The following is a 16,718-nucleotide window of genomic DNA, read 5'->3' as shown; positions in this document are numbered from 1 at the left end:
AAGCGGCGCGGCCTTCGCGGGCAGAGGGCTCTACCCGCGAAGAGGCCGGCCTGAACATCTGGTGAATCAACGGCCCGCGGCCGCCATGGCCGCCTGGCCCACCGCTTGCCAGTCAGCTTCGGGGCTGTCGGCATGCAGGGAGCAGGCTTTGAGCAGGGTCGCGGCGTTGAGGCCGGTTTCCAGCGAAAGGGCCTGTGCGCGGCGCACCCAGTCGATATGGGCAACGCTCTTGGCGGTTTGCTGAGGCAGCAGCGCGGTGAGCACCGCCACCTCGCTTTCGCTCCAGCCCAGCAAGCTCGCCAGGGCGGCATTGCAGGTTTGCGACTGGACCGCCAGTTGGCGTTTGCCGGGCCGTCTGGATACCAATGCATTGGCTTGCTGCACGTAACCAAGCAGGCGCTCTTCCGTCTGCCCCAAGGTGTTGAACAGGCTGTCGTAGGCCTTGAGCAGGTGCAGGGTGTTCAAGGACAACGGCCACAGGCTGTCGCACCCCAGCCACGCCGGGTTGACGACGAAGCTGCGCAATGCGGCGGCGCCGACATTGGCCCAGCTGACAGCGCGTGTGCAGGTGTCGATCTGGCGCAGGTCGGCCAGCACCGTACTCACTTTGGCGGCATCGGGCTCGGCGTCCATCGGCCAGGCCTGGAAGGTGCGCTCGAGCAGGCGGTAAGGTGAAACATCGGCGCAGTGAGCGACCCATACCGCCAATTCCGGCAGGAGCGTGGTGTGTTCCTGCAGCAGGCCTTCCACAAGCCTCTGCTGGCGGCACAGGGCGTTGGCCAGATACGTATTCAGTGTGTCTTCGGCGATCTGGACGTCATTGGCGGCCAGCCCCAGCGAGGCGACCAGCGAGCGAACCTTTTCTGCCAGCTGCTGCTGATCGGTGTCGGTCAGCGTTGGTTGAAGCGGCTTGACCAGCCCGGCCGCATCAATGATGGCTGAGGTCCCTTTGCCCAGTTCCGTGTGCCAGTCGATGGCTGCGCCGGTGGCTTTGTTGGGTAGACCGAGGGCGGATATCGTGGCGGCGTTCACGGCCAAGGTACGGCCCTCATCGGCCATCTGCTGCAGGCGCTCGAGCAGGGCGTTGCCTGGCTCCTGTGCAGCGTCCGTGCTCAACAAGGCGAGCAGCCCGGTGACCGTGAGTTTATTGGCCTTGAGCCAGCGCACGGCCCAGTCCAGTTCCATCAGGATGTCGAGGATGTCCTTGCCAGCAGAGTCCAGCGCTTTCAAGCGACCGCTGGCAATCGACCCGCGATAGGCGCTGCCACCCAGCAAGGTCGTCAGCTCCCAGAAGTCGCTGGCCGAGAGACCGAACATCTGCGCGATACGGGCTTGGCGGTAAAGCGAGGACACCACTGCCAGCGAGCGTTTCAATGGCGTCACGGCAGTCAGGGTGTCGGCGACCAAGCGTTCGAACTCTCGGCCTGGTTGAACGCCCAGGCTTGCGCAGAGTTGCGCGACGGTTTTCTGGTGCAGTGGATCAGAGGAGTTCAGGTTGAAACCACCGTCATCAATCACCAAAGGCCTATCGAAGAGCACGGGTGTATTGAACGCTTTGTCGAGCATGGAAACCTGACCCGTCGCGGCGTAGGGCGAGACATGGTGTACGAATGCGGCAAACTCATCAGCCGCAATCGAGTACTCGCGGCTGAAGTAGCGGTACATCCCGAGTGTCCTGAGCGTATTGCCGTTGATTAGCAGTCCAGCATTGGCATCACTTTCAGAACGCATGGCGCCGATCATGAGAATGTCCAACTGAGCGAACGAGAGGCCGGTAGCCTTCTGCAGCCGGATCATGCGTTGCAGCCGGTCGTATCGCTCGAGGCTGGTATTGGTCAGCTGCCATTTATCGCCAGAGGTGGCTTTGGCCAGGCCGATAGTGTTGTCGTAGTTGTCATAGGATTTTGTGCCTGAGTCCTTCCCACCAATGCCGTTTATGTAGCTGGCTCCGTAGTGATTGGAGCGGGGGAAAGGTCTGGAACCGCGAATGCCGGTGGCCATGCGGTTGAGGGAGATGAAGTTAGGCGACTGTATGGGGGCGAATGCCTTGACTGCGAGCAGGTTTTCCGTGGCCTTACTGTCAAGGTCTGTGGAGTGAAGAAAACGGTCCAGGCCAACCAGTGGATTCATCGAGCCATGGGTAAAATCCACTCCGTAGTGCGTGACAAAAAACGCGCGCTCTTGGTCATTCAGAGCACAGTCGTCGTCAGGCGTGAAGGTGAATTTCCAAGGTGCAACCCGCTTCGAAGGTGCCCAGTCCTCGAGCTGCGACCAGGATTGTGCCGTGATCAACACATCACAGCGGCGGCCAGCGGCGTCGCTCAACGCAGCATCGGTGCCCGAATAGGTAATTATTAGTGTCTTGGTATTCAGCGTGCTGCCGTAGACAGCGTTGTGCATGTGCCATTTTTTGGCGGCTGGATAATCCTGACTGGCAAACTTGACGGGCAGCTCTCTAATAGACTGCTCGGCCCCTGTGAACACTAGATGAGCAAGTGTGTCATCCCTCGATGAAGACCACTCCAACTGCAAAGCCGGAGGCTCGACCGACTTAACGGAGGTTTGTGACGGCATCAGAAAGCCACTAGTGAAGTGCTTGTGTGACTTGAATTGTTCGGCGCCTGGCGTCAGGAATTGTTTATTACCCAGTAGATCGCGCAGTGATACATAGAAATGGCTGAACGGGGAGGCCGATGTCACCAGCGTCTCGATAGTTCGACTCAAACCTGCCAATCCAATTTGGGCGACGGTAGCGCTTATTCCTACGGATCCATAAGCAGACTCCTCGCCGAGCGGCGAGATACTCATCCGGTAGTTCAACTCCCCCAGCGTCGGCTTTTCACCGCTCAACGCCAAGCTCACCTGCTGATGCGCAAAGTGATAGGGAAACACGAACGGATGCTTTTTCTCCGCCAGCAACTCATGAATCGGCCGCGCGTCGCCTTTCTCCGTCTGGTATTTGGCAATGCCCTGGCTCAACACGTTGTTCACCAGGTCCAGCATTGGCACGCTCTGGTAGGTGCTCTGCTCGTCGATCAACAGGCTGTCCAGGTCCGGCCGGCGCACCGCCAGCGGTATCCGCAGTGGCGACGTGGACGCGCCTTCGATCTTCTGCTCGGCAAAACGGCGCAGCGAGCCCAGGTAGGCCACCGGGCCGTCCATGGCTTCGATGGCGCCGACCTTGCAGAACTGGTCCCAGTTTTCCTTGAACAGGTTGGGGTAGCTCGGGCCGATGTCGACCAGTGCACGCACGCCGGTCTGCGGGGCGATCAGTGGCAGGTTGCGGCCTGAGGACACGACGTCTTCACGATAGGAACGGGCGATCTGGGTGGCGTAGCACAGGGCATTGTCGTAGGCCAGTTCGCCATCGGCATCGCTGAGGGTACGTAGCTGACGGGTGAATTCGGCCTTGGGTTGGCGAATGATGTCGAATACCGAGCTCATGCCCATTTCCGGCATCGCGTCGGCAAAGCTCATTCTGCCCAGCAGGCGATTTTCCGGGGTGAGCGGAACCAGGTTGTCGAACAGCGGGTTAGGTGTTGGATCCGCCAACTCGGGCAGCTCGACCTCGGGAAGCAGATGGTCGCCGTCGTCGAAAATTGGGTCGGGGAGTTCAGGTGTGTTCATGGTGTGCCTCGCTCATGGGGGTAATCAGGCCGACTTTTTAGCGGGCCTGCCGAGAGCGGGGTATCCACAGAACTGATAGGTAGGCAAAGCCTGGCCACGCGGTTAGGGTCGCCTGTCCAGCTGAATCCGACTCATGAACGCAAAAAGCCCGGCACAGAGCCGGGCTTCTCGGTTCAGCACAAAACGCTTACTGCACTTCCACCGCGAGGCTTTCGGCGATCCTGGCTTGCCAGATGGCTGGCCCGGTGATGTGGACCGACTCACCCTTGCTGTCGACGGCCACGGTGACCGGCATGTCCTTGACGTCGAACTCGTAGATCGCTTCCATGCCCAGTTCTTCGAAGGCCACTACGTGCGACTTCTTGATCGCCTGGGCCACCAGGTAGGCGGCGCCACCCACGGCCATCAGGTACACGGCCTTGTGGTCCTTGATCGCCTCGATGGCGGTTGGGCCGCGCTCGGACTTGCCGATCATGCCCAGCAGGCCGGTCTGGTCGAGGATCTGCCGGGTGAACTTGTCCATCCGCGTGGCGGTGGTCGGGCCGGCAGGGCCTACCACTTCTTCGCGGACCGGATCGACCGGGCCGACGTAGTAGATGAAACGGCCCTTGAGGTCGACCGGCAGGGTTTCACCCCTGTTCAGCATCTCGACCATGCGCTTGTGCGCCGCATCGCGGCCGGTGAGCATCTTGCCATTGAGCAGGATGGTCTCGCCGGGCTGCCAGCTTTGCACCTCTTCGGGCGTCAGCGTGTCGAGATTGACCCGGCGCGCCGACGGGCCGGCTTCCCAGACGATTTCCGGGTAAGCGTCCAGGTCCGGCGCTTCGAGTTCAGCCGGGCCGGAGCCGTCGAGCACGAAGTGGGCGTGGCGAGTGGCGGCGCAGTTGGGGATCATGCACACCGGCAGGGAGGCAGCGTGGGTCGGGTAGTCCATGATCTTGACGTCGAGCACGGTGGTCAGGCCGCCGAGGCCCTGGGCGCCGATGCCCAGCTGGTTGACTTTCTCGAACAGCTCCAGGCGGATCTCCTCGATGCGGTTCTGTGGGCCACGTGCCTTGAGCTCATGGATGTCGATGGACTCCATCAGCACTTCCTTGGCCATCACCGCAGCCTTTTCGGCCGTGCCGCCGATACCGATGCCGAGCATGCCGGGCGGGCACCAGCCGGCGCCCATGGTTGGCACGGTCTTGAGGACCCAGTCGACGATCGAGTCGGACGGGTTGAGCATGGCCATCTTCGACTTGTTCTCGGAGCCACCGCCCTTGGCGGCCACATCCACTTCCACGGTGTTGCCGGGAACGATGGAGTAGTGGATCACGGCCGGCGTGTTGTCCTTGGTGTTGCGGCGAGCGCCAGCCGGGTCGGCCAGGATGGACGCGCGCAGGACGTTCTCCGGCAGGTTGTAGGCGCGGCGCACGCCCTCGTTGATCATGTCGTCCAGGCTCATGGTGGCGCCGTCCCAGCGCACATCCATGCCTACCCGCACGAACACGGTGACGATGCCGGTGTCCTGGCAGATCGGCCGATGGCCGGTGGCGCACATGCGCGAGTTGATCAGGATCTGGGCGATGGAGTCGCGCGCCGCCGGGGATTCTTCACGCAGGTAGGCCTGGTGCATGGCCTGAATGAAATCCACGGGGTGGTAATAGGAAATGAATTGCAGGGCGTCGGCGACGCTCTGAATCAGGTCGTCTTGTTTGATCACGGTCATGGGGCGCGCTCCTCTTGTGGGGAACATTCGTTGAAAAAGCCGGTCAGGTCTTGCCTGGCGCATGGCTTTCGAGGTGCGTCAACTTGTAGCAGGTCGGCGCGAAAAAGGCGCGGCAGTATAGCGCGGCTGGATCGAGCTGACACTCCGCAATGGCGGGTAGGCGTGGTGTCGAGGCGGATACGCCGTTGGTCCGGTAGCCAGTAGACTTCGTCGAGCAATCCAAATTTGAATAGTTATTTCACCCCTTGGCCATTACTATGGCATCACGCCTTTGCACTATTACGGTGCAATCAGGGGAGGGATTCCCATTCAGCACAGCGAGCCTGCGAGTGACCGAGTCCACCCTGCAACATCTACTGATCAAGCGTTTCTCACTGGCCGCCGGCACTTACGCTTTGGTAGTGGCGCTGGTGTGGGTGGCGGTTCTGACGCAGTATTGCCGCGTGTCTCTGGTGACGGCGGTAGGCACCACCTGCCTGGTCGCGATCAGCCAGGGCGCGCTGTATTGGGTATTTCGCAGCGGTGCCAATCAACGTTTCAGCGATCCCAGCCTCACCGAGTTTCAAGTGCTGCTGGCAGTGGCCTGGCACACCTGGTTGATCGGCAATCTGGAAGTGGCACGCGGCACTTTCATGGTGATGTATGTGTTGATCCTGCTGTTCGGCGTTTTCCACCTGCCACGTCGCGCCTTCGTACGCTGTGCGCTGGTGGTGTTCGTTGCCTTCGTCGGGGTCAATCTGTGGGAGGCTTACCGCATGGCCCTGCCGGACCCGGGCCTGGCCACCCTGCAGATCTGCGCCATGCTGGTGGTGCTGTTGTGGTTGTGCATGTATGCAAGCTATGTACAAACCTCGCGCCAACGCATGCGCCAACGCCGTTATGCCTTGCAGGCCCATCAGGACACCCTGCGGGGCATGATGCGCCAGCTTGAAGACCTGGTCGCTACCGATGAGCTGACAGGTTTGTTCAATCGTCGACACTTCCTGCGCCTGGCCTCGCGCGAGCTGGCCACGCTCAAGCCCGATGTCGAGCATGGCCTGGCGCTGATCGACCTCGATCACTTCAAACGCATCAACGATATCCACGGCCATGCGGCCGGTGACCAGGTGCTGCAAGCCTTCGCGGCCTTGACCCAGGATTGCCTGCGCGACGGCGACGTGCTGGCCCGGTACGGCGGTGAAGAATTCGTGCTGCTCATGCCCGAAGTCGACGCAGACCAGCTGGTGCGGTGCTGCGAGCGGCTGCGCAGCGCCTTTGCCGACGCCGATCCGCAAGGGCTGGGCGCAGCCAATCTGAGTCTGTCGGTGGGCATGACCATGCTCAAGCAGGGCGATGATCTGGATGATGCGCTGCAGCGTGCCGACCAGGCGCTGTATCGCGCCAAAGGTGAAGGCCGCAACCGCTGCGCGGCGGCCTGGGACATGGCCGATGCCTGAGCTGGACGTCGGTGGCAGGCGCTGGACGGTGGCGGCGGGCAGCAACCTGCTCGACGCCCTCAACCAGGCCGGCTTGCAGGTGCCCTTCAGCTGTCGCGCCGGCAGTTGCCACGCCTGCCTGGTGCGCTGTGTTGGCGGTGAGCCACAGGACCGCAAGCCCGATGCGTTGAATGCCACAAAGCGTGAGCAGGGCTGGCGCCTGGCCTGTCAGTGTCAAGTCGTCGAGGATCTGCAGGTGGCGGTCTTCGATCCACAGGGCGACGGTGTGACGGCGCATGTGATCGGCTGTGACTGGCCTTCGGCAAACGTGCTGCGCCTGCGACTAGAGGCGCAGCGCCCGCTGCGCTATCAAGCCGGTCAGCACATGCTGCTGTGGACGGTTGCACCCGACGGCGTGCAAATCGCGCGGCCCTATTCCATCGCCAGCCTCGCCCAGGCCGATGACTTTCTGGAGTTTCATCTGGACTGTCGGCGCCCCGGTGCTTTCATCGACCAGGCTCGTCGCCTGAAGGTTGGCGATACTCTGCAGCTGGGCGAAGTGCGCGGTGGAGCCTTGCACTACGATCCTGAATGGCAGGCTCGGCCATTGTGGTTGTTCGCTGCCGGCACGGGTCTGGCTCCGTTGTGGGGTGTGCTGCGAGAAGCGTTGCGACAAGGTCATCACGGCCCGATCCGGTTGTTGCACATGGCCAACGAGCACTACCTGCATGAACCGTTGCGCGCGCTTGCCCAGCTTCATGCCAACCTTGCGGTAGAGCAGTTTCCGGCAGGCGAGCCGCCGCCGTTGCGCCTCCTGTCGCGCCAGACCATCGCCCTGGTGTGCGGCTCGCCGATCAGCGTGGAAGAGTTTTCCCGAAGGCTGTTCCTGGCCGGCCTGCCCCGAAGTCAGCTGTACAGCGATGTCTTCGTCGGCCGCGGCTGAGTCGCAACACGCATTCGCGGGCCACAGAGCGCTCCTACAGAAATGCAAAAGGCCCCGAGGTTTCAACCCCGGGGCCTTCGGTCTTGCAGCCAACGGCTATCAGTCGACCAGCGGGTCACCCACGTGCAGGATTTTCATCCCGTTCGTGCCACCCGTCTGTGCGTAGCTGTCGCCCTTGGTCAGGATGACCCAGTCGCCCTGTTGCACGATGCCCATCTCGAGCAGCTTGTCGATGGCAGCCTTGCTCACTTCGCTCGGCGGCAGAACGGCCGGATCGAAGTCCACCGGGTAGACCCCGCGGAACATCGCGGCACGGGCCTGGGTCGCTCGCTGTGGCGAGAAGGCGAAGATCGGCACCGAAGAACGCAGGCGCGACATGATCAGCGAGGTGTAGCCGGTTTCCGTGAGCGCGATGATTGCCTTCACACCCGGGAAGTGGTTCGCCGTGTACATGGCAGCCAGCGCGATGCTTTCGTCGCAACGCTGGAACTGCGTGTACAGGCGATGGCTGGACTTCTTGCTGGTCGGATGCTTCTCCGCGCCGACGATGATCCGCGCCATGGCCTGCACGGCTTCGATCGGGTAGGAGCCGGCAGCGCTTTCGGCCGAAAGCATCACGGCGTCGGTGTAGTCGAGCACGGCGTTGGCCACGTCGGACACTTCAGCGCGGGTCGGCATCGGGTTCTGGATCATCGACTCCATCATCTGGGTCGCCACGATCACCGCCTTGTTGTTGCGGCGAGCATGCTGGATGATCTTTTTCTGGATGCCGATCAGCTCGGCGTCGCCGATTTCCACTCCCAGGTCGCCGCGCGCCACCATGACCGCGTCACTGGCACGCATCAGGCCGTCGAGGGTTTCGTCGTCGGCGACTGCTTCGGCGCGTTCGATCTTGGCCACCAGCCAGGCGGTACCGCCCGACTCGTCGCGCAACTGACGCGCGTATTCCATGTCCGACGCATCACGCGGGAAAGACACGGCCAGGTAGTCCAGGTCCATCTCGGCGGCAAGCTTGATGTCCGCCTTGTCTTTCTCGGTCAGGGCCGGTGCGGTCAGGCCACCACCGCGGCGGTTGATGCCCTTGTGGTCGGACAGCGGACCGCCGATCAGTACCGAGCAGTGCAGCGAGTCGGCGGTGGCGGTTTCCACGCGCATGACCACGCGGCCATCGTCGAGCAACAGTTCGTCGCCCACGCCGCAATCCTTGACCAGGTCCGGGTAGTCGATACCCACGACCTCCTGGTTGCCGTCGGTGAGCGGATGGCTGGTGGAGAAGGTGAAGCGGTCGCCGACCTTCAGTTCGATGCGTTTGTTGGTGAACTTGGCGATGCGGATCTTCGGACCTTGCAGGTCGCCGAGCAGGGCGACGTGACGCCCCAGGCGCGCGGCGATCTCGCGGATCAGACGGGCGCGAGCCTTGTGCTCATCCGGTGTACCGTGGGAAAAGTTCAGGCGAGCGACATCCAGACCAGCCTTGATCAGTTGTTCGATCACTTCCGGCGAGTTGGAGGCGGGGCCCAGGGTGGCAACGATTTTGGTACGGCGAACGGTCATGCACTGACTCCTTTATTGAAGCGCTGCCAAAGGCTACTCCTCAATTGCGCTGTAGTCATCGTTCCTCTGCACAACATGTCCAGGAATTGGCCGGGAGGATTTGCACGCACCGGCATCCAATGCCTGGGTATTGAAGATTCCCGGCAATGGGTCGATAAACCCTGATACCCCCCTGCGGCAGGAGAATCCCATGCGCGCGCTTGTATTGATTGCCCTGGCCATCGCCGTGTCAGGCTGCACCCGCTGGTCGATGGACCAGCACTTGAACAGCGCCTATCGCGCCTACGACGACGGCAATTGCGAGAAAGTCGTGCTGGAACTGTCCCAGGTCGACCGCAAGAGCCGGTCGCGGCCCTATGTGCAACCGGAGGTCTCGATGCTGCGTGGCCAGTGCCTGGAGCGCCAGAAGTTGTACGTCGACGCCGCCCAGACCTACCAGTACATCATCAACCGCTATCCCTCCAGCGAGTACGCCTACCGCGCCCAGGCGCGCCTGCAGACGCTCGATCAACTGGGCCATGTGCGTCCGGGTGTGCCCGCGCAGCCACGGCCGGCGGCATTCTGAGGTAAATTTCCTGTACTCTGAAACAGCCTTGAAGAAGGCCTGGGCTACGCTGGACGAGTGGAGCTACGAAACGACAGAGGATGAACACGACACATATGCCGGATATCTACAGCAGGCCCATCATGTACACCGAGCGTCGGATCGAGCGGCATCAACTGCCGTACTACCTCAAGGTCTACAACCGCCACACCGGTCGTGCCATGGGCTACATGGGCAACGTGTCGGATGTCGGGCTGATGCTGATCAGCGAGCTGCCGTTGCTGGTCGGGCCGGTGTTCGAACTGCAGGTGAAAATCCCTTCGGTCGAAGGCGAGCCCAAGCTCATCGACCTCTCGGCGCAGTGCCTGTGGTGCCATGAAGACGCCACGCCGGGGCACTACGATTCGGGCTTCGAGCTGCAGGGCCAGGTGCCCACCGAGTTCCTCAAGCTGGTCGACGCGCTGCGTCAGTATTTCACGTTCCATCCCCATGGCACGTCGGCCTGACGGGTCATCCAGGGTTCAGGTACGCGGCTGCCGCAGGCTTCGATAGCGCATCAGCGATTCTGCGGCGATCTCGCCAGGCCATGCGTCCACGACATTCACGCCGCCTGCGGCCAGCCGATCATGCAGGCGCTGGCGCAGCAGCAGGCGCTGCATCACTCCGCAGTAGAGCAGTGCTTCGCGGCGGGTTCGGACCGGCTGTTGACGCAGGCGCTCGAGTGCTTCATCGCGCAGGCTGGCCAGCAATACCGGCCAGCGCTGCGCGGCCCTGCTCAACGCCAGGGGCAAGGTCGATTCGATGCCGGCATGAAAGCCGGTCACCATCACCAGCAATGCGTAGTCGTGTTCGTCGCGGTGCAGGGCATCCAGGACCGTGGCGGGATCGCCGTCTATCTGGCAGGGCTCGAGCTGCGCGAGCGCTTCAACCAGGCGCTGCAACTGTTCGGCGCCGGGTTGCGGTTTCAAGTGTACGGGCGACGTGCTGGAAGACACGTGCAGGCCGACGGCGAATCCGTCAGCCAGTACCGTTTCGGCCAGTTGCAGGCAAGCGTGTACGGCGTGTTTCAGGTCGTTTGAGTGGGCACCTGGGTGACTGGACCAGGCGCCACACTCGAGCAGGATCATCACCGCCCGCTCGGCCGGGATGGCGGACGGCCCGACCGTCCCCACTGCAGCAGAGACGGGGTGGCCGATCCGGGCAGCGGCCGACATCGGCCCCAGGCTGTCCCGCAAGCGTTGCAATTGCGCAACGGTGCGGGTGAACACTCGAGCGGGCATCCGCCGACCGCGCACGGGCATCAGTGCGGCACCGATGCTGCGGGTCGATTGCTGCGAGAGTTGGGCCAGCACCTGCCACTGCTCGGCCACTGCAAGCGCGTCGAAGCCCGGATGGTGCAGGCAGGCACGCTGCAGCAGGTCTTTCTGCAGGGCGGCCAACACTTCTCCCGGCCCCAGCTCGCGCAGGGATCGACGTCCTTGCTCACGAATGCCCTGCAACTGACCTCGGTCCAGCAGGTTCGGCGCACGCTGTGGCCGCTGTCGCGTCCTCATCCACCACAGGCCCGGCACGGCTGCCAGAAGCAGCGCGGCAAACACCCACAACGCGTATCGCCCAGGCGGCTCAGGCACCGGCTGGAACACCCAGGTCACTTCGCTGCCCTGATTCAGGTACCACAGCAGCCAGGCATTGTCGTAGCGCTGGATCTGATCGTCGGTCCACAGGCGGGCATCGCTGACCAGGGTGATGAGGCCCTCGCCGTAGGCCATCTGCATCAGATGCGTGGCGCCGTTGCTGTTGGCCCAGGACTGGACCTTGCCGGTCGGGTCATCCAGATGGCGTTGCGTGTCGAAACCCATATAGGCCGGCGCCGATTCGTCTTCCAGATAGAGCTTGGTCAGCGAAGGGTAGTCGTCGCCCGCCGCAGGCGGCAGTTGCGGCAACTGCGAGCTCGACTGCACGCGAATCTGCAGGCGATCGAGCAAAGCGTCCCCACTGCTGGCGCGGGCCTCGTCCCACAAGGCGTCGGCGACCGCCAGCAGGCGTCCGCCACGCTGTACCCAGCCCAGCAGACGGTCGACTTGCTGGGCCGACAGCGGTGTTTGCCGGTGCAGCAGCATCAGGCTGTGGCCGCGTGCGGGCAGCGTGTCCAGTTCGTCGCAAGTGGTTGTCGCCTGGTTGGCCAGCCCTTGTGCCTGGAGAAAGTCCCGGGCACCTCGATAGGGCGTACTCACCGACGGCTGTGAAGCGAGGATTCGCGCGATGGATTGCCGTGCAGCCTGGCTGTTCAGCGTCTGATCGAGCAGACGCGGGCTGTCGAGATCGGCGGCGCCGGAGAGGCCGGCCCACAGCGCCAGTGCAACCAGCAAAGCCGCTGCACGCCGAGCACGCCGAGCACGCTGCCGTCGGGGTGGTCTCAACGGACCGCCACCAGGCTCAACAGCTGCCCATCGAGCCAGGCGAACTGCCCGTCGATTTCGAATCCGCTGGCGAACTGCGGTGACAGGTCGATCAACAGGCGCAGGCGTGCCTGCCCTTGGGCAGACCAATGCAGCACTTCGGCATGTTCGAAATAGAAGCGCTTGCCGACCAGCGGATACAGCGCCTTGAACAGGCTTTCCTTGAGGGAGAACGTCAGGGTCACCACCATGGCCACCTGGTTGGGGTCCATCCGGGCCTGCTCGTCCAGGGTCAGTATTTCCGCGCGCAGCCGTTCGGCGCGCGCCAGCGGCAGCAGGCTCTCGATATCCAGGCCCAGTCCCTGGCAGTCATCACGGCTGGCGACCACGGCTGCGGCCCGACCGCTGCCATGGGTAATCGACCCTACGGTCTGTTCAGGCCAGATCGGCGCGCGGTCGGTGCCGATGACCGGCACCTGCGCTTCGCCGGTGAGGGCCAGCAGTGCCTCGCGTGCGCAGACACGCCCAGCCAGGTACTCGGCCTGGCGCTTGGCCACCGAACGCTGGATCGACGCAGGCGCGACGATGCCGCACCGCGAGAAATCCTCGGTCGTGAACGCGCTGTGCTCGAAACGGTTGCTGAACAACCTTGCGCCGGGCACCGATTCAGGCAGTGGCCAGTGCTGGCGCAGATCGCTCAGGCAAGCGGGGAGGGCTGTATTCATGTGCGCATTCTGCCCAGCCTCGTCGTGCAAGGGAATGACGATCATTGCACGCGCGTTTCACCGCTGAACACCAGGGTCTGGCGGCACCGCCGGCACAGGTAGCGGCGGCCTTTGCCAACCATGCCGTGGCGCTGGGCCGAAAAGGCGAAGTCGCCGTCGGCGCAGGGGCATTTGTAGAGGTAACGGATAACCTGGCGACGTTTCACCGCATAGCTGTGGCAACGGTGGGGTGTCAGCTCGTAGACACCGCGCATGATCAGTTGCCATTCCTCGCCATGGGGCGCAATGCGGTCGCCGAACAACTGGTGGGCTACCAGGTGCGCGACTTCGTGGGGCACGGTCTGCCTGAGGAAGTCCTCGGTGTTCTCGCGGTAGAGCTGTGGATTGAAGCGCAGCAGGTTTTCATGCAGGTGCGCGACACCGGCTTTCTGCCCGCGCAGCTTGGTGCTGACCACCGGGCGCCGGAAAGGCCGCTTGAAAAACAGTTCGGCCTGGCAGAAACAGGCTTCGACGCGTTGATTGAGTTGCTCGGGCATTCTTTGACACACTCCAGATGCGCCGATTATGCCGCAACGTCCAGGCATTGCCGAGCCACCCGTCGGTGCCACGCGCAGGTATCGCTTGCCGCGGCGCTACACCCAATACATCAAAGCGCGTAAAATGCCCGGCTTTTGTCACACACCTCGCGGATCCTGTCGCCATGGGCACTCTTTCGGTCAACCAGAACAAATTGCAGAAACGCCTTCGCCGGCTGGCCGGTGAAGCCGTAGCCGACTACAACATGATCGAAGACGGCGACAAGGTTATGGTCTGTCTTTCGGGTGGCAAGGACAGCTACACGATGCTCGATGTGCTCCTGCACCTGCAGAAGGTGGCGCCCATCGCTTTCAGCATCGTCGCCGTGAACATGGACCAGAAGCAGCCGGGCTTCCCCGAGCAGGTGCTGCCGGCCTACCTGGAACAGCTGGGCGTGGAGTACCACATCGTGGAGAAGGACACCTATTCGGTGGTCAAGGAGCTGATCCCCGAAGGCAAGACCACCTGCTCGCTGTGCTCGCGCCTGCGTCGCGGCACCCTGTACAACTTCGCCGACCAGATCGGCGCGACCAAGATGGCCCTGGGGCACCACCGCGACGACATCGTCGAGACGTTCTTCCTCAACATGTTCTTCAATGGCTCGCTCAAGGCCATGCCGCCCAAGCTGCTTGCCGACGACGGGCGCAACGTGGTGATCCGGCCGTTGGCTTACTGCCACGAGAAGGATATCCAGGCCTACTCCAACTTCAAGCAGTTCCCGATCATTCCCTGCAACCTGTGCGGTTCCCAGGAAAACCTGCAACGCCAGGTGGTCAAGGACATGCTGGTTGACTGGGAGCGCAAGACGCCCGGCCGCACCGACAGCATCTTCCGCAGCCTGCAGAACGTGATGCCATCGCAGTTGGCCGACCGCAACCTGTTCGACTTTCACAACCTACGCATTGATGACAGCGCGCCGGTGCGGATCGCCAACGTGGTGAACCTGTAACACCGCGGCGCCCCGTTCGCGGCCGATGGCCGCTCCTACGGGAGATCTGGATCGCCGTAGGAGCGGCCATCGGCCGCGAAAGCCTAGACCCCCTGTAGGAGCGGTCAGTGGCCGCGAAGGGCGCCCCGCTATTTCTCGCCAACCGCCCCTGCCGTGATCACCTGCACACTCAGGCGCGGCGTCGCCAGGTCCAGCCCGGCCTCGTCCATCTGCCGCTTGAGTGCCAGGTTGAAGGCCCGCGACACCTCCCACTGCTTGATCGGGCCGGTCTTGAACCGCGCCCGCAGGATCGCCGTACCCGATTCGAAGCTCTCCACGCCCTGAAACTCCAGCGGCGACCAGATATCGCGCCGATGCAACGGATCGCTGCGCATCTTCTGGCCCACTTCGCGCATCATCTTGATGGCGTCGTCGATGCCCATGCTGTAGGGCACCGCCACGCGGAAGATGGCATAGCCGAATTCCCGCGAGTAGTTCTTGATGCTCTTGATTTCGCTGAACGGAATGGTGTGCACGATGCCGTCGATATCGCGCAGGCGCACGGTACGGATGGTCAGGCCTTCCACAGTGCCCAGGTGCCCACCTACATCCACGTAGTCATCGATGGCCAGGGAATCCTCGATGATGATGAACAGCCCGGTGATCAGATCCGCCACCAGCGACTGCGCGCCAAAACCGATGGCCAGGCCGATCACACCCGCACCCGCCAGCAGTGGCGTCACGTTCATGCCCATGTTGGCCAGGGCAATGATCGCCGCAATGATGAAAATGGTCACGAACAGCACGTTGCGAATCAGCGGCATCATGGTCTGCGCGCGCGCATTGGCCATGCCCTTGCGCGAGCGCGTGAGGGCATGGTGGATGCCTGTGTCAGCCAGGATCCACACCAGCCAGGCGAAGATCAGCGTGCCCACCAGGCTGGCCAGGCGCACCGAGATCTCGTGGCCATCGCCTTCGGTGAAGCCGATCAGCGACATGCCCCACACGCGCAGACCCAGATCGATGAAAACCACCCAGATCAGCAGGTGCATCAAGGTGTAGGCAAAGTGACTCAAGCGCTCTGAATACAAGGCATGACGCCGCGGGCCCTTGGGCGGGCGCAGGGCGTGACGCCGGATCAGGCCATTGATGACCATGCACAGGATCAACAGCACCGCACACATCAGCGACTGGCGCAGGGCCGTGCTGGTGTCGCCGGCCGAGAAGAACGTGGCGAACAGCGAGATGCCGACCAGCACCAGCGCCGGCAGGTACCAGAAACTGCCGAGGATCTCGATGGTGTCGCTCAAGGCTCGCCGGGTCAGGCGTCGCGACAGCGGCTGGTTGCGGATCAGGTGGGCGATGGGCCGGCGAAAGCGCAGGATGAACAGCCCGGTCGACAGTGCCGCCAGCACATTGGCAAGGGTCGCGGCGCTGTGTGCCAGGTGCTGGCCGAGCGCAGCGACCATCCGTGGGTCGCTCAACGCCTCGCCGAAGGCGGCGAAACTGCCGATCAGCCACAGGGGGCGAAACGCACGGTGACGCAGGATGTTCAGCGCGCGGTGTCGATGGGGTCCGTCGAGCAGGGAAAACGCGATCACGCAAATCGCGGAAAACAGTGTGCCGACCACCAGCGCGTAGGCCATAACCATCGCCAGGCTCTTGCCCAATGAAGAGGGCAGGGCGTAGCCCACATAAACGGTAATGACCAGCGCCACCAGCCAGGGCCCGAGCTTGCGCAAGGCAAAGCGCAGCAGGTCGAGGGTACGCGGATGCTGCGGCAACTCTTCCGACAGACCAAAGCGCACACGCACGCGATGACCGATCCAGATCAAACTGTAGGCAAGCAGGCTCCACACCAGAATGATCAACAGAAATGCGCCGATGATCGGCGGCCATTCGGCCATCGGCAGGGCCAGCGCCTCTAGCTCTTCATGGGCCAGGGCGACTTCCGCGCCCCAGCGCTGAAACGGACTGTTATCGCCGGAAAACTGCTGGTCGACGTGCGCCAGGGCACTGCCGATCATGCCCAGCACGCCCTGCTCGGCCGCAGGTTGGGCTTGCCGGGTGCTGTCCCGCAGTTTTTTCAGGTCGCTCAGCAGGCGCGTGCGCTGCTGTTCGTTTTCCAGGGTCTGGATCACCTGATCCAGGGACTGACCCAGGGGTTGGGCAGGTTGCTCGGCGGGTTTCTCCGAACTTCCCCCCAGCAATCCAGGCAAGGCAACGGCCTGGGCGGTGATCGGCAGTAGCATCAGGACTGCAAGCGCCAGGCGCAGGAAAAGGGCCATCAGTGGAA

The 16,718-nt window shown here is 62.9% G+C and carries 12 protein-coding genes; 5 read left to right on the top strand and 7 right to left on the bottom strand.

The features are described from left to right. Positions 1-66: 66 nt before the first annotated feature. Together IFU31_RS17330 and IFU31_RS17325 are read right to left on the bottom strand one after the other, a co-directional pair. Positions 67-3,627: a Tc toxin subunit A gene (locus tag IFU31_RS17330; protein WP_192103928.1), complete on the bottom strand. Its 3,561-nt coding sequence runs from the start codon at positions 3,625-3,627 to the stop codon at positions 67-69. A 187-nt stretch (positions 3,628-3,814) separates the two neighbouring features. After that, complete coding sequence (locus IFU31_RS17325; protein ID WP_192103926.1) at positions 3,815-5,338, bottom strand: fumarate hydratase; 1,524 nt, start codon at positions 5,336-5,338, stop codon at positions 3,815-3,817. A 329-nt stretch (positions 5,339-5,667) separates the two neighbouring features. Here IFU31_RS17325 and IFU31_RS17320 point away from each other — a divergent pair, with 329 nt between their 5' ends. After that, positions 5,668-6,774, top strand: a complete 1,107-nt coding sequence (locus IFU31_RS17320; protein WP_122479346.1) for a GGDEF domain-containing protein — start codon at positions 5,668-5,670, stop codon at positions 6,772-6,774. Beyond that, positions 6,767-7,696 (top strand): iron-sulfur-binding ferredoxin reductase, encoded by a 930-nt coding sequence (locus IFU31_RS17315; RefSeq protein ID WP_192103924.1) that lies wholly within the window; start codon positions 6,767-6,769, stop codon positions 7,694-7,696. Before IFU31_RS17320 ends, IFU31_RS17315 begins: the two co-directional genes overlap by 8 nt. Positions 7,697-7,795: 99 nt before the next feature. On the opposite strand, the gene pyk is transcribed toward IFU31_RS17315, so the two are convergent. Then, entirely contained in the window at positions 7,796-9,250 is a 1,455-nt protein-coding gene (pyk, locus tag IFU31_RS17310; RefSeq protein ID WP_192103922.1) for a pyruvate kinase, read from the bottom strand. Positions 9,251-9,440: 190 nt separating this feature from the next. On the opposite strand from pyk, the gene IFU31_RS17305 reads away from it, so the two are divergent. Both IFU31_RS17305 and IFU31_RS17300 read left to right on the top strand, forming a co-directional pair. Further along, positions 9,441-9,815, top strand: coding sequence for a tetratricopeptide repeat protein (locus IFU31_RS17305; RefSeq protein WP_056843377.1), 375 nt, complete (start codon positions 9,441-9,443; stop codon positions 9,813-9,815). A gap of 122 nt (positions 9,816-9,937) precedes the next feature. Then, positions 9,938-10,300, top strand: a complete 363-nt coding sequence (locus IFU31_RS17300) for a PilZ domain-containing protein (protein ID WP_122479721.1) — start codon at positions 9,938-9,940, stop codon at positions 10,298-10,300. Between the two features lie 15 nt (positions 10,301-10,315). Here the strand turns inward: IFU31_RS17300 and IFU31_RS17295 are convergent, their stop codons facing one another. The 3 genes from IFU31_RS17295 to IFU31_RS17285 are packed head-to-tail and all read right to left on the bottom strand — an operon-like array spanning position 10,316 to position 13,454. Beyond that, positions 10,316-12,163, bottom strand: coding sequence for a DUF4350 domain-containing protein (locus IFU31_RS17295; RefSeq protein WP_192103920.1), 1,848 nt, complete (start codon positions 12,161-12,163; stop codon positions 10,316-10,318). A 47-nt stretch (positions 12,164-12,210) separates the two neighbouring features. Further along, positions 12,211-12,918, bottom strand: a complete 708-nt coding sequence (locus tag IFU31_RS17290) for a 4'-phosphopantetheinyl transferase family protein (protein WP_185793959.1) — start codon at positions 12,916-12,918, stop codon at positions 12,211-12,213. Between the two features lie 41 nt (positions 12,919-12,959). Further along, on the bottom strand, positions 12,960-13,454 hold the full coding sequence (locus IFU31_RS17285) for a SprT family zinc-dependent metalloprotease (protein ID WP_122479342.1): 495 nt from the start codon (positions 13,452-13,454) through the stop codon (positions 12,960-12,962). 164 nt (positions 13,455-13,618) lie between these two features. On the opposite strand from IFU31_RS17285, the gene ttcA reads away from it, so the two are divergent. Next, positions 13,619-14,443, top strand: coding sequence for a tRNA 2-thiocytidine(32) synthetase TtcA (gene ttcA, locus IFU31_RS17280; RefSeq protein WP_185793958.1), 825 nt, complete (start codon positions 13,619-13,621; stop codon positions 14,441-14,443). 128 nt (positions 14,444-14,571) lie between these two features. Here ttcA and IFU31_RS17275 read toward each other — a convergent pair whose 3' ends face one another. Continuing rightward, positions 14,572-16,710, bottom strand: a complete 2,139-nt coding sequence (locus IFU31_RS17275; RefSeq protein WP_192103918.1) for a mechanosensitive ion channel family protein — start codon at positions 16,708-16,710, stop codon at positions 14,572-14,574. Positions 16,711-16,718 lie beyond the last annotated feature (8 nt).

It is taken from the genome of Pseudomonas sp. CFBP 13602 (assembly GCF_014842725.1).
Classification (GTDB): Bacteria; Pseudomonadota; Gammaproteobacteria; order Pseudomonadales; family Pseudomonadaceae; genus Aquipseudomonas; species Aquipseudomonas baltica.
The sequence above is the reverse complement of the archived record's forward strand: the minus strand, read 5'-3'. Positions and strand labels throughout refer to the sequence as shown.